The sequence below is a fragment of the Winogradskyella sp. MIT101101 genome (assembly GCF_047126865.1).
Taxonomy (GTDB): domain Bacteria; phylum Bacteroidota; class Bacteroidia; order Flavobacteriales; family Flavobacteriaceae; genus Winogradskyella; species Winogradskyella ouciana.
The window spans coordinates 3047221-3061541 of sequence record NZ_CP138982.1 but is presented as its reverse complement, the minus strand read 5'-3'; the positions used below and the strand labels follow the sequence as shown (position 1 = coordinate 3061541).

The following is a 14321-nucleotide window of genomic DNA, read 5'->3' as shown; positions in this document are numbered from 1 at the left end:
CTGAGTACTGCGACTGCCTACTATTTTTTTATTCTTCTAATCTAATATCTAATCCTAAACCTTTCAATTCGTGCATAAGTACGTTGAACGATTCTGGTAGTCCTGGTTCTGGCATTGGCTCACCCTTAACGATAGCTTCGTAAGTTTTAGCTCTACCTATAACGTCATCTGATTTTACAGTTAAGATTTCACGCAGTGTGCTTGATGCTCCATAAGCCTCAAGTGCCCATACCTCCATTTCTCCAAAACGCTGACCACCAAATTGTGCTTTACCACCTAATGGCTGTTGCGTAATTAATGAGTATGGTCCGATAGAACGTGCGTGCATCTTATCGTCAATCATGTGGCCAAGTTTAATCATATAGATAACACCAACTGTTGCTGGCTGATCGAAACGATCACCTGTTCCACCGTCATAAAGATAGGTATGACCGAATCTTGGAATACCAGCTTCATCTGTATACTCGTTAATCTGATCTAAAGTTGCACCATCAAAAATCGGTGTTGCATACGTTTTACCTAAATCTTTACCGGCCCAACCTAATACAGTTTCATATATTTGACCGATATTCATACGAGAAGGTACACCTAGTGGGTTTAATACAATATCAACTGGCGTTCCGTCTTCTAAGAACGGCATATCCTCTTGACGAACGATACGTGCAACGATACCTTTGTTACCGTGACGACCTGCCATCTTATCACCTACTTTAAGCTTACGCTTTTTAGCGATGTAAACTTTCGCAAGCTTAATGATACCAGCTGGTAACTCATCACCAACAGAGATGGTAAACTTCTCACGTCTTAATGACCCTTGAAGGTCATTTTCCTTAATCTTATAGTTGTGGATTAAGTCTGCTACAAGTTCGTTTGTTTTATCATCAGTGGTCCACTTTCCAGATGTTAAGTGCGTGTAATCATCTACAGCATTCAACATTTTTAAAGTGTACTTTTTACCTTTTGGAATGATTTCCTCACCCAGATCATTATAGATACCTTGTGCTGTTTTACCATTTACAATAGCAAATAGTTTTTCAACTAAAATAGACTGTAAATCATCAAAACGCTTATCGTAAGCATCTTCTAATTTCTCGATATCTTCTTTATCTTGAGCTCTCTTTCTCTTATCTTTTACTGCTCTGGCAAATAATTTTTTATCGATTACAACTCCGTTCAGTGATGGAGATGCTTTTAAAGATGCATCTTTTACATCACCTGCTTTATCACCGAAAATTGCTCTCAGTAATTTTTCTTCAGGAGTTGGATCTGATTCACCTTTTGGAGTAATCTTACCTATTAAGATATCGCCTGGTTTGATCTCAGCACCAATGCGAATCATACCATGTTCATCTAAATCCTTAGTGGCTTCTTCAGAAACGTTAGGAATATCATTGGTCAACTCTTCGTTACCCAACTTTGTATCTCTAACTTCTAATGAGTACTCATCGATATGGATAGATGTAAAGATATCATCACGTACTACTTTTTCAGAAATTACAATCGCATCCTCAAAGTTATACCCTTTCCAAGGCATAAAGGCTACTTTCATATTTCTACCTAAAGCTAATTCACCATTTTGAGTCGCATAACCTTCACAAAGTACTTGACCTTTAGCAACTTTATCACCTTTCTCAACGATAGGCTTTAAGTTAATAGAAGTTCCTTGGTTTGTTTTTCTAAACTTAACTAAAGGATATTCTTTAGTGTCGCTATCGAAACTTACCATGGCTTCCTCCTCAGTACGCTTGTATTTGATGATGATTTTATCTGCATCAACATATTCTACAACACCTTCTCCTTCAGCATTTATCAATACTCTAGAATCTGATGCTACCTGACGCTCTAAACCTGTACCCACGATTGGTGCTTCTGGACGTAATAATGGAACGGCCTGACGCATCATGTTAGATCCCATCAATGCACGGTTGGCATCATCATGCTCCAAGAATGGAATCAATGATGCTGAAATCGATGCAATCTGGTTTGGTGCAACATCTGTGTAATTAACATTTGTTGGCTCAATTACAGGGAAATCACCTTCTTGACGTGCAATTACTTTATCATGCTGAATCTTTCCTTTGCCATCGACCTCTACAGTTGCTTGAGCTATCATTTGCTCCTCCTCTTCCTCAGCACTTAAATATGTTGGTGTGTTTTTAATATCAACGACACCGTTATCAACTTTTCTATACGGAGTTTCAATGAATCCCATTGAATTCACCTTTGCGAAAACAGACAATGAAGATATTAATCCAATGTTTGGTCCTTCAGGTGTTTCAATAGGACATAAACGTCCGTAGTGCGTATAGTGAACATCACGTACCTCGAAACCTGCTCTCTCTCTCGATAAACCACCAGGTCCTAATGCAGATAAACGACGCTTATGCGTAATCTCTGCCAAAGGATTGGTTTGATCCATAAATTGAGATAACTGATTTGTACCGAAAAAGGAATTAATTACCGAAGACAATGTCTTAGCGTTAATTAAATCTATCGGTGTAAATACTTCGTTATCACGAACGTTCATACGCTCACGAATAGTACGAGCCATACGAGCCAAACCAACACCAAATTGCGTAGATAACTGCTCACCTACTGTACGTACACGACGGTTAGATAAGTGATCGATATCATCAATCTCTGCTTTAGAGTTGATAAGCTCAATTAAATATTTAATAATGGTAATGATATCTTCTTTGGTAAGCACTTGCTTATCCATTCCGATATCTAAACCTAATTTTTTGTTCATTCTATATCGACCTACTTCACCTAAAGAGTAACGTTGGTCAGAGAAGAATAACTTGTCAATTATACCACGAGCCGTTTCCTCATCTGGCGGCTCTGCATTACGCAATTGACGGTAGATATGCTCAACAGCTTCTTTTTCAGAGTTTGTTGGATCCTTCTGTAATGTGTTATGTATGATTGCGTAATCTCCTTGCTGAGCACTTTCTTTGTGTAAAAGAATGGTTTTTACTTCAGCCTCAAGGATTTCTTCAATATTCTCCTTATCGATTATAGTGTCACGATCTAATACAATCTCGTTACGCTCAATAGATACAACTTCACCAGTATCTTCATCAACGAAATCCTCGTGCCAAGTGTTAAGCACACGTGCAGCAAGTTTACGACCGATAACTTTCTTTAATCCAGATTTTGAAACCTTCACCTCTTCTGCAAGGTCAAAAATCTCTAAAATATCTTTATCTCGTTCAAATCCGATAGCACGGAAAAGTGTTGTAACCGGTAATTTTTTCTTTCTATCAATATAAGCATACATTACGCTATTGATATCTGTAGCAAATTCTATCCAAGATCCCTTAAAAGGAATAACTCTTGCAGAATATAATTTTGTTCCATTAGCATGGAACGACTGGCTAAAGAATACACCAGGTGATCTGTGCAATTGAGATACAACTACACGTTCTGCACCATTGATACAAAATGTACCACTTGGTGTCATATATGGAATGGTACCTAAATATACATCTTGAACGATTGTTTCGAAATCCTCATGCTCAGGATCCGTACAATACAATTTCAATCTTGCTTTTAAAGGCACACTGTATGTTAATCCTCTTTCAATACATTCTTCGATAGTATATCTTGGCGGATCAATGAAGTAATCTAAAAATTCTAATACGAATTGATTACGTGTGTCTGTAATTGGGAAGTTCTCCATGAAGGTGTTGTACAGCCCTTCATTTCCTCTTTCTTCTGACTTTGTTTCTAATTGGAAAAAATCCTGGAAGGATTTAATTTGAATATCCAAAAAGTCTGGGTAATCTGTTCTATTTACAATAGAAGAGAAATTAATTCTTTCAGCCTTTTTTGCTAACATTGATGAACGAGATTTTATTAAATAAAAACTATAAAGTGTATATAACGTTTATATACACAAAAGGGTTTAGGTCCTATCCCGAAGTTTTTTCGGGACAGACCTAAACCATATGTTGTAGGTTAAGGTAAGCTTACTTAAGCTCAACCTCAGCTCCTGCCTCTTCTAACTGAGTTTTTAAAGCTTCAGCTTCGTCTTTTGCAACACCTTCTTTAATTGGGCTTGGTGCGTCATCTACTAATCCTTTAGCATCTTTTAAACCTAAACCAGTTAATTCTTTAACTAATTTAACTACTGCTAATTTAGAACCACCAGCTGCTTTTAATATTACGTCGAATTCAGTTTGCTCTTCAGCAGCGTCTCCACCACCTGCAGCAGCACCACCAGCAACAGCTACAGCTGCAGCAGCAGGCTCAATACCGTACTCGTCTTTTAATATAGTTGCTAATTCATTAACTTCTTTTACTGTTAAGTTAACTAATTGTTCTGCGAAATCTTTTAAATCTGCCATTTTTCTATTGTTTTAATCTGTGTGTGTTTATTATAATTTTTTAATTGTGTTCTTTGTGATTATCCTTCTCTTTCGGATAATGTTTTTACAATTCCAGCGATTGTTCCACCACTAGATTTAAGTGCTGAAATAACATTCTTAGCAGGAGATTGTAATAATGTAACGATCTCGCCAATAAGTTCTTCTCTAGACTTAATATCTACTAATGTGTCTAATAAATCGTCTCCAACATAAATTGCTTCTTCAATGAAAGCACCTTTTAATAAAGGCTTTTCTGATTTTTTACGAAACTCTTTAATTACTTTTGCCGGAGCATTACCTGTTTCAGAATACATTACAGATGTATTACCTTTTAAAGTCGTTGGTAACTCACCGAAATCCTTGTCCGATGCTTCCATTGCTTTCTCTAAAAGTGTATTCTTTACAACAGCTAACTTGATGTTAGACTTGAAACACGCTCTTCTTAAATTTGAAGTTGTTGCTGCATCTAATCCAGAAATATCTGTTAAATAGATATTTGTATTATCTGCTAATTGAGCAGTCAACTCTTCAATTACTACGGATTTTTCTTCTCTTGTCATAATATTCTAAGTTTAACTACTACCCTATTTTTGTGTCAATTGCAATACTTGGACTCATTGTACTAGACATATAAATGCTCTTTACATATGTTCCTTTAGATGCTGTTGGTTTCAATTTCATCAAAGTTGTCAATAATTCATTTGCATTACCAACCAATTTTTCAGTGCTAAATGATGCCTTGCCAATTGGTGCGTGTACAATACCTGTTTTATCAACTTTAAAATCTATCTTACCAGCCTTTACTTCACTTACAGCTTTACCTATGTCCATAGTAACTGTACCAGTCTTAGGGTTTGGCATAAGACCTCTTGGTCCTAATACTCTACCTAATGGCCCTAACTTACCCATAACGCTTGGCATAGTAACGATAACGTCAACATCTGTCCAACCTTCTTTTATTTTCTGTAAGTATTCATCTAACCCAACATAATCAGCACCAGCTTCTTTAGCCTCTGCTTCTTTATCTGGAGTTACTAATGCAAGAACCTTCATGTCTTTACCTGTACCGTGTGGTAAAGAAACCACTCCACGCACCATTTGATTGGCCTTTCGTGGATCTACACCTAATCTAACTGCTAAATCTACTGAAGCGTCAAACTTTGTATATGTAATTTCTTTTAGTAAAGCTGAAGCTTCTTCTACGGAGTAAAGTTTGTTATTGTCAACCTTTGCTCTTGCTTCTTTTTGCTTCTTTGTTAATCTTGCCATTTCTAAAAATTTAGTTTGGAGCTTCTCCTCCTTTAACAGTGATACCCATCGATCTTGCTGTACCAGCTACCATTTTCATAGCTGATCCGATTTCAAATGCATTTAAATCTTGCATTTTATCTTCAGCAATCGCTTTAACTTGATCCCAAGTTACTTTTGCTACTTTACGTCGGTTAGGTTCTCCTGATCCTTTCTTTACTTTGGCCGCTTCTAATAATTGTACTGCTGCTGGTGGAGTTTTGATTACAAAGTCAAATGATTTGTCTTTGAAAACCGAAATTACCACAGGTAATACTTTACCTGGTCTATCTTGGGTTCTAGCATTAAATTGCTTACAGAACTCCATAATATTAACTCCAGCGGCACCTAAAGCGGGTCCTACCGGTGGCGATGGATTCGCAGCACCTCCCCGAACTTGTAACTTAACTACTTTGTCTAGTTCTTTTGCCATTTTTTAAATTTTAGTGCGCTTGTCTATTTTGGAAGCTTAGACCATACGCTATCTTTATTGTAACAATTATTATAACTTTTCTACCTGCATATAGCTTAACTCTAATGGTGTTTTTCTTCCGAAAATCTTAACCATTACCTCTAGCTTACGCTTTTCTTCATTTATCTTCTCGATAGTACCATCAAATCCGTTGAAAGGACCATCGATAACTTTTACAGTTTCTCCTTTTGTAAACGGGATTGCAACATTAGCATCTGCTTCAATTGCCAATTCATCTACTTTACCTAACATTCTATTTACTTCAGACTGTCTTAATGGCACAGGGTCTCCTCCTTTAGTCTCACCTAAAAACCAATAACATTTGTAATTGATTTAATAATGTGAGGTATCTCACCACTTAAATTGGCTTGAATCATAATGTAACCTGGGAAATAAACTTTCTCTTTGTTTATTTTCTTTCCGTTACGTATTTGAATCACTTTTTCGGTAGGCACTAATACTTGATCAACAAAATCCTCTAAACCTAACCTAGAAATTTCATTTTCTATGTAGGTCTTAATTTTATTCTCTTGACCGCTTACTGCTCTAACAACATACCATTTTTTTTCTGACATCTTCTCTCTTGTATATTTGTTAGTTTAAAAAATCAAAATAAGCTTTTATAGCTTTACTGAACACAGTATCTACACCCCAAATAGCCAAAGAAAAAATGATTGAAAATACTGCTACAAGAACAGTCAATCTTTGAGCTTCTGGCCATGGTGTCCATGACACATGGTTTTTTAACTCCTCAAATGATTCCTTTATATATGTAATTACTCCTGCCATTTGTATATCTTTTTTAAGCTAAGTTGTTAGCTCATTTTGCCTTGCACGGGTTGAGAGACTCGAACTCCCGACACCTGGTTTTGGAGACCAGTGCTCTACCAACTGAGCTAAACCCGTAAATAATAATCAAGGCATCCCGATTTTTCGGGACACCTTAATATATCATTTAACTATAATTTGTTTAGTCTAAAATTTCAGTTACCTGACCAGCACCAACTGTTCTACCACCTTCACGGATAGCGAAACGTAAACCTACGTTCATTGCAATCGGTTGGATTAACTCAACAGTAATAGTTAAGTTATCACCAGGCATTACCATTTCAACACCATCTGGCAACTGAATATTTCCAGTTACGTCAGTTGTACGTACGTAGAACTGTGGACGGTAGTTGTTATGGAATGGAGTGTGACGTCCACCTTCTTCTTTCTTAAGGATATAAACCTCAGCTTTAAATTTAGCGTGTGGTGTTACAGAACCTGGCTTAGTAATTACCATACCTCTAGAGATTTGAGTTTTCTCAATACCTCTTAATAAGATACCAGCGTTATCACCAGCTTCACCTCTATCTAATATTTGACGGAACATCTCGATACCAGTAATAGTAGAATTTAATTTCTCAGCACCCATACCGATGATCTCAACTGGGTCACCTGTGTTAGCTACACCAGTCTCAATACGACCAGTTGCTACTGTACCACGACCAGTAATAGAGAACACATCTTCAATAGGCATTAAGAAAGGCTTGTCCATATCACGAACCGGCTCTTCAATCCACTCATCTACATTCTTCATTAATTCCATCACAGAATCAACCCACTTTTGCTCACCGTTAAGTGCACCTAAGGCAGAACCCGCTATTACAGGACCATTATCACCATCATATTCGTAGAATGATAATAAATCTCTGATTTCCATTTCAACCAATTCTAATAACTCTTCATCATCAACCATATCCACTTTATTCATGAATACAACGATACGAGGAATACCTACCTGACGTCCAAGTAAGATATGCTCACGAGTTTGTGGCATAGGACCGTCTGTTGCAGCAACAACCAAGATAGCACCATCCATTTGAGCAGCACCAGTAACCATGTTCTTTACGTAATCCGCGTGACCTGGACAGTCAACGTGAGCGTAATGACGATTTGCTGTTGCATATTCTACGTGTGAAGTATTAATTGTAATACCTCTTTCTTTCTCCTCTGGAGCATTATCAATTTGATCAAACGACATCGCGCTTGATAAACCTGCATCAGCTAATACTTTAGTAATAGCAGCAGTTAAAGTTGTTTTACCGTGATCTACGTGTCCAATAGTACCAATGTTTAAGTGTGGTTTTGAACGATCGAAAGTTGCCTTTGCCATGTTTAATTTATTTTAATCTTTAATATTAGTGTTCAATTTTTGTTCTAAACTATCTTAGAAAAAAGAGCCAATGACGAGATTTGAACTCGTGACCTCTTCCTTACCAAGGAAACGCTCTACCCCTGAGCTACACCGGCGTAAAGTGTTTTGATTCTCTCTCTGAATGAGTGAGATTCCTGCCTTCGCAGGAAATTTAGAGCGGGAGACCGGGTTCGAACCGGCGACATTCAGCTTGGAAGGCTGACGCTCTACCAACTGAGCTACTCCCGCATTTATAATTAAGTCTCCTTAATTAATGACTTTCATTATTTCAAATGGATCTCTACTTTTTGCTCAATCCTTTTCAATTAAATCAAGAATAAAACTTTTATCTCTTATTCATGGTTTATAAATAAGGATTACTTCGCTTCGCTCAGTGATCCGTGAAGGGAGACCCTTCACTAAAAATTTTAAAACACTGCTTTTGCAAAAGCGAGCTTTTGACAACAGCTTATTTAAAATTTTTGTGGGGAGAGCAGGATTCGAACCTGCGAAGTCGAAAGACAACAGAGTTACAGTCTGTCCTCGTTGGCCGCTTGAGTATCTCCCCAATTTTATTCAAAATTTCAAAACATAAACATCTAAATTTTAAGCACTTATTTAGATATTTAAGAGCCGATAGAGGGACTCGAACCCACGACCTGCTGATTACAAATCAGCTGCTCTAGCCAGCTGAGCTATATCGGCTTTTTCTTACTTTTTTACAGTCAAATTTAGACCACAAAAAAGTCCGCTATTTCTAACGGACTGCAAATGTAGTGTTTTATTTTTTTATTCAAAACATTTTTGAAAAAATTTTAATTAAGTTCTTGATCTTAACTTTTCTTTTCTCTTTTTAATTTGCCGCTCTAAAGAAGCTACAGCAATATCAGTACCTTCTTCAAAAGTTTTGCATTGTTTTTTCACAACAAAACTATCACCAGGAACACGCACTTTGGCTTCAAAAATTTTGTTTTCCTTGTCACTGGTGTTTTCAACCTTCAAATAAACATCAGACTGAATTATTTTATCATAGAACATATCTAACTTATCCATTCTTCTTTGAATAAAATCAATTAATTTTCTGTCTGCTGTGAAATTAACGGATTGGGTGTTTACTTTCATACGCTGCTTTTTAAGTTATACGATGATATTGAAAAACTTCAATATTTCTTTTGCTGCTAAGGTTAGTACTTAGCGAATATTTCTTGGATGAGATTTAGCGTACACTTTTTTTAATTCTGCAATACTATTATGTGTATATACCTGCGTAGCTGCTAAACTTGTGTGTCCAAGAAGTTCTTTTACTGCATTTAAATCAGCACCTTCATTTAATAAATGTGTTGCAAACGAATGCCTTAATACATGTGGGCTACATTTTGCCTTTGAAGATGCTTTACTAAAATACTTATTTATTATTCTGTAAACAAGCATTTCGTAAACTTTAAGACCTTTTTTTGTTAAGAATAATTGATCTTTATCTTTAATTATCGGCAACTGAGCTCTGTAATCTAGGTATCTCCCCAAAGACTCAATCAAAGTATCTATAAGTGGAATGTAGCGTTCCTTGTTACGCTTACCCAAAACCTTAAGTTGTTTTTTACTGAAATCAATGTCTGAGGTTTTAATATTAACCAGTTCAATCCGTCTTATACCTGTGGCGTAAAACAGCTCAATAATGAGCTGGTCTCTTGCACTTTCAAAATCATTAATCTCAATGGAATGTTCTAGGACTTGTTTCAATTCTTCTTCTGAAAAAGGTAAATGTACTTTCTTGCCTACCTTAAGTGCTCTATGTTGTTTTAATGGATTAGCTTCTATTTGCTGAATCTTTTGCAAAAATTTATAATATGAGTTGAGCGAAGATATTTTTCTATTTATCGTCCTATTAGATATTCCGCTATTGACCAGTTCCACTATCCATTGTCTTATTTCTGAATAACCTACTTTAAAAATTGGGATTTCATCATGAGCTTCTTTTAAGAACTCTTGAAACATTTCTAAATCACGGATATAAGCTAAAGCTGTATGTTTAGAATATTTCTTCTCTAATAATAAATAGTCTGAAAATGCTTTAAGGCTCATAGGTCAATTTTGTCAAAAATTAAATATAACCTTTTACATCGGAAAATTTACAAATGAAAATAAAAAAGTCCCGCTAAGAGCAGGACTGTGATTCAGTTTTAAAAGCTTTTACTGAGTCGCTGGTTTATAAGACTTCTTATCTATAATGATTTTGGAAAGTATTTCTTTAAGAATTTCAGATGTTCCGCCTCCTATTGGACCAAGTCTGCTATCCCTAAATATTCTGGCAAGCGGATATTCTTCCATATAACCATAACCACCCAAAAACTGTAAACAGTTATAGGCAACTTCATCTGCCATCTTAGTGGATTTTAGTTTAGATATTGTAGCCTCTTCAACTACATAAGCACCTTTTTCTAATTGGTCAGCAACCATATAATTATAGCTTTTACATAGTTGCATATCTGCATGCATATCTACGAACCTATGACGTAAAGCCTGATACTTATCTAAAGACTTTCCGAATGTTGTCCTCTCGGACATATACTGCAACGTATATTCTAATGCATATTCTGCTCTGGCATGTGCGTTGATTCCCATAATCAATCGCTCTAGTGCAAAATGCTGCATAATATATGGAAAGCCTTTTCCCTCTTCGCCCATCAACTGACTTGCAGGTACTTTAACATTATCAAAAGCTATCTCTCCAGTATCTGAAGCGCGCCAACCTAATTTGTCTAGTTTTGTAGCGGACACACCTTCGGTATTACTATCTACAACAAAAATGCTAATACCTTTATTACCCAATTCTGGGCTGGTTTTAGCAGCAACAACCATATAATCACTATAAACACCATTTGTTATAAAAGTCTTAGAGCCATTAATAATATAATAGTCTCCGTCTTTCACAGCAGTAGTTCTCATACCAGCCACATCACTTCCACCAAATGGCTCTGTAACACAAAGGCAACCTATCATATCTCCAGAAATACTGTTTGCCAGATATTTTGATTTTATTGCGTCGTCACCTTCTTTATTAAGATGGGTCATTGCCAAGTATGCATGTGCCCAAATGGCTGCGGCAAAACCACCTGAATTAATTCTTTGTAATTCTTCAAGTAGAATAACGGTGTAAAATAAGTCCAAATCCAGTCCTCCGTATTTTTCAGGATATGCCAGACCAAAGTAACCCATATCACCAAATTTCTTCCAGATGAAACGTTCTATATGACCAGTTTCTTCCCATTTTTCGATATGAGGCACAACCTCTTTTTGCAAAAAATCCCTAAGACTTTCTCTAAATAAATTATGTTCTTCCGTGAAATATATATTAGACATATGGTGCAATTTTTACAGATGCAAATATAACTTAATTATCTCGATCTTTTTGACAGGAAAGTCTTCAACTTTTGTTAATTCTTCTAAAGATTTAAAGCCATCGCGCAACGTTCGTTCTTCAATAATGTTATTAGCAACTTCGTAATCTATATATTGAATTGTAACCAATTCATCTCTAGTTGCAGAATTTATGTTGTGCTTTGTGATTTCTCTCGGTGTTTTTACTGTGAAGTCATTTTTTATTCGCTCAATCACCTCTGGCGTTAATCCCCAAACTTCCATAAGCTCTACATCTGCTATAAAACCACCTTTATGCTTGTTTCGATATTGAATAATGCGCTCTGAAAGTTTCTCACCCACTCCATATACTTTCTGTAGTTGTGAAGCTGTTGCTTTATTTAAGTCAATTTTTTGAGTATAAGTTTTGGGTGTGTTGTTTGAAAATGAGTTACTATATCCATTTGATTTAGGTTTCGGATTTGTCACCCAATCCGGAAATTTAAAATAAGGAGATATTGTTGCTAAAAATGAATCCGACACTTTTGTCACATTCTGAAACTCCTTAGCTGAATTTACCCAACGATTAGTTTCCCTAAATTGATGGAGCCTATCAATTTCTTCATTAGTCATCCCTAAAGTGTAACCTTTATAATCTGTAATGTAATTCGGATTGAAAGGATAGATTTTAGGTTTGGTGTTTTCAATTTCCACCACGTGAAGCGAATCTAACTCCTTTCTAAAAGTTTCTAATTGCTTATTATTGACCGGAACATTGTCATTGGAAAAATCGACAAATGCGTAAATGCACTGTGCTATTATTATGATGAAAATTAATAAAAAAATCCCATTCCGTTGTTGATTAGAAAACTGGAAATGGGATTTCATCAATAAACTATTTATGTTTAAAGCTTTTCATTTAAATCTTCAGCACCTTCATCAATAGCATCTTCTTTAACACTTATTGCCCTGTAATATTTACTAAGTTCTTTCTTAATTATTGGTGATAGCAATACCACACCAATGATGTTAGGTACAACCATAGCAAAAATCATGGCATCTGAGAAGTCGATTACCGCTCCTAAACTTATTGAAGCTCCGACCACAACAAAAAACAAGAATAATATTTTATACGCCAAGTCAGTTAGCTTTCCTTTTCCAAATAAAAACACCCAGCCTTGCATACCGTAGTAAGACCAAGAGATCATTGTTGAAAATGCAAATAGAATTACCGCAATGGTAAGTATGATTGAGAAATGTGGAATTACGGAATCAAAAGCACTTGCAGTAATTTCTACTCCCTCAGTAATTTCTACACCATACTCCATAAATCCACCATCAAAATTGGTGATTACAATTACCAGAGCTGTCATTGTACAGATAACAACCGTATCTACAAATGGCTCTAATAAGGCGACAATACCTTCGGAAGCAGGATATTTTGTTCTAACTGCTGAGTGGGCAATTGCTGCCGACCCAACACCAGCTTCGTTTGAAAATGCACCTCTTCTAATACCTTGAATCATAACTCCAACAAGTCCACCTGCAATACCTAAGCCTGTAAATGCACCATTGTAAATCAAGCTAAACGCATCATCAATTAAAGAAAAGTTTGCACCTAGGATAATTAAAGCGGCAAGAACATAAATCCCAGCCATAAATGGTACAATTTTCTCCGTTACTTTTGCTATACGCTTTATACCTCCGATAATAACAACAGCCACTAAAACTGCCATTACCAATCCAAAATATAAACCTGCATTATCTGAAGTTTCTAAATCGAATAATTTTACAAATTGAGCAGCTGCTTGATTGGCCTGGAACATGTTACCACCTCCAAAGGAACCACCAATTACAAATATGGCAAACAACACGGCCAAGACCTTACCAAAGCCTCCCATACCTTTTGATTTTAATCCTTTGGTTAAATAATACATAGGACCTCCATACACAGTACCGTCTTCACCAACATCCCTATATTTTACACCCAATGTACACTCGGCAAATTTTGACGCCATACCTAACAAGCCGGCTACAATCATCCAAAACGTTGCACCAGGACCACCAATGGACAAGGCCACCGCTACACCAGCAATATTTCCCAAACCAACAGTAGCGGATAATGCAGCTGTTAAAGCCTGAAAATGTGACACCTCACCGTCTGCACCTTCATCTCTAATAGTTTCTATGAGGTCTTCACCTTCATTTGGCGTACTATCACCATACAATGTATCTGCCTGAGGTTTATTTTCATCTAAGTTTGCTGTAACGGCAATACCTTCATCTCCGTACAATTGATCTGCTCCGTGCTTTTCAATATCCTCGTATTGGCCTCTAACAACTTTTATCGCTGTTCTAAAGCCTGTAATGTTTATGAATTTAAAATATATCGTAAAATACAAAGCACCACCAATCAACACAATTAATACCCAAGGAATTTGGTAGGTTTCTGAAAATGGAATTTCGTAAAATATACCATCAACAAACCAACCTGTATAGTCCTTAAAAATTCTATCGATTTTTTCAGAGGTAGTTTCTTGTGCAAAATTCAATAATGGTAAAGAAAGTGCAAAAAGTGATAGAAGATATTTCTTCATGAGTATAGTTATTAGTTAGTTTTTATATTAAAGCCGACAAGATGCTAAAAAAATTTGAG

Annotated in this window: 12 protein-coding genes, 5 tRNA genes and 1 pseudogene; all 18 read right to left on the bottom strand. The window is 36.3% G+C overall.

Annotated features, from left to right (window positions below):
* Positions 1-28: 28 nt before the first annotated feature.
* Complete coding sequence (gene rpoB / locus SIB89_RS13805; RefSeq protein WP_155088603.1) at positions 29-3841, bottom strand: DNA-directed RNA polymerase subunit beta; 3813 nt, start codon at positions 3839-3841, stop codon at positions 29-31.
* Between the two features lie 130 nt (positions 3842-3971).
* Positions 3972-4349 (bottom strand): 50S ribosomal protein L7/L12, encoded by a 378-nt coding sequence (rplL, locus tag SIB89_RS13800; protein WP_155088602.1) that lies wholly within the window; start codon positions 4347-4349, stop codon positions 3972-3974.
* Positions 4350-4408: 59 nt separating this feature from the next.
* Complete coding sequence (rplJ, locus tag SIB89_RS13795; RefSeq protein WP_155088601.1) at positions 4409-4930, bottom strand: 50S ribosomal protein L10; 522 nt, start codon at positions 4928-4930, stop codon at positions 4409-4411.
* 19 nt (positions 4931-4949) lie between these two features.
* Entirely contained in the window at positions 4950-5639 is a 690-nt protein-coding gene (gene rplA, locus SIB89_RS13790; RefSeq protein WP_155088600.1) for a 50S ribosomal protein L1, read from the bottom strand.
* A 10-nt stretch (positions 5640-5649) separates the two neighbouring features.
* Positions 5650-6090: a 50S ribosomal protein L11 gene (gene rplK, locus SIB89_RS13785; protein WP_155088599.1), complete on the bottom strand. Its 441-nt coding sequence runs from the start codon at positions 6088-6090 to the stop codon at positions 5650-5652.
* 69 nt (positions 6091-6159) lie between these two features.
* Positions 6160-6704, bottom strand: a pseudogene (gene nusG, locus SIB89_RS13780) (transcription termination/antitermination protein NusG).
* A 19-nt stretch (positions 6705-6723) separates the two neighbouring features.
* The gene (secE, locus tag SIB89_RS13775) at positions 6724-6918 is read right to left on the bottom strand and encodes a preprotein translocase subunit SecE (protein ID WP_273290498.1); all 195 of its coding nucleotides are present in this window, start codon (positions 6916-6918) and stop codon (positions 6724-6726) included.
* Positions 6919-6962: 44 nt separating this feature from the next.
* Positions 6963-7035: transfer RNA gene (locus SIB89_RS13770), tRNA-Trp, on the bottom strand.
* A 64-nt stretch (positions 7036-7099) separates the two neighbouring features.
* Positions 7100-8287 (bottom strand): elongation factor Tu, encoded by a 1188-nt coding sequence (tuf, locus tag SIB89_RS13765; RefSeq protein WP_155088596.1) that lies wholly within the window; start codon positions 8285-8287, stop codon positions 7100-7102.
* 65 nt (positions 8288-8352) lie between these two features.
* Positions 8353-8424, bottom strand: a tRNA-Thr gene (locus SIB89_RS13760).
* Between the two features lie 60 nt (positions 8425-8484).
* Positions 8485-8557 (bottom strand) — tRNA-Gly (locus tag SIB89_RS13755).
* Between the two features lie 236 nt (positions 8558-8793).
* Positions 8794-8876: transfer RNA gene (locus tag SIB89_RS13750), tRNA-Tyr, on the bottom strand.
* A gap of 63 nt (positions 8877-8939) precedes the next feature.
* Positions 8940-9013: transfer RNA gene (locus SIB89_RS13745), tRNA-Thr, on the bottom strand.
* A gap of 114 nt (positions 9014-9127) precedes the next feature.
* Positions 9128-9430 (bottom strand): ribosome hibernation-promoting factor, HPF/YfiA family, encoded by a 303-nt coding sequence (gene hpf / locus SIB89_RS13740; RefSeq protein ID WP_412560232.1) that lies wholly within the window; start codon positions 9428-9430, stop codon positions 9128-9130.
* 69 nt (positions 9431-9499) lie between these two features.
* Positions 9500-10390, bottom strand: a complete 891-nt coding sequence (locus SIB89_RS13735) for a tyrosine-type recombinase/integrase (RefSeq protein ID WP_412560231.1) — start codon at positions 10388-10390, stop codon at positions 9500-9502.
* A gap of 108 nt (positions 10391-10498) precedes the next feature.
* Positions 10499-11668 carry an acyl-CoA dehydrogenase family protein gene (locus tag SIB89_RS13730; protein WP_412560230.1) on the bottom strand — a complete coding sequence of 390 codons (1170 nt, stop codon included), beginning with the start codon at positions 11666-11668 and terminating at the stop codon, positions 10499-10501.
* A gap of 12 nt (positions 11669-11680) precedes the next feature.
* Positions 11681-12553 carry a ComEA family DNA-binding protein gene (locus tag SIB89_RS13725; protein ID WP_412560229.1) on the bottom strand — a complete coding sequence of 291 codons (873 nt, stop codon included), beginning with the start codon at positions 12551-12553 and terminating at the stop codon, positions 11681-11683.
* Between the two features lie 17 nt (positions 12554-12570).
* Positions 12571-14262, bottom strand: a complete 1692-nt coding sequence (locus SIB89_RS13720) for an alanine/glycine:cation symporter family protein (RefSeq protein WP_273290506.1) — start codon at positions 14260-14262, stop codon at positions 12571-12573.
* Positions 14263-14321 lie beyond the last annotated feature (59 nt).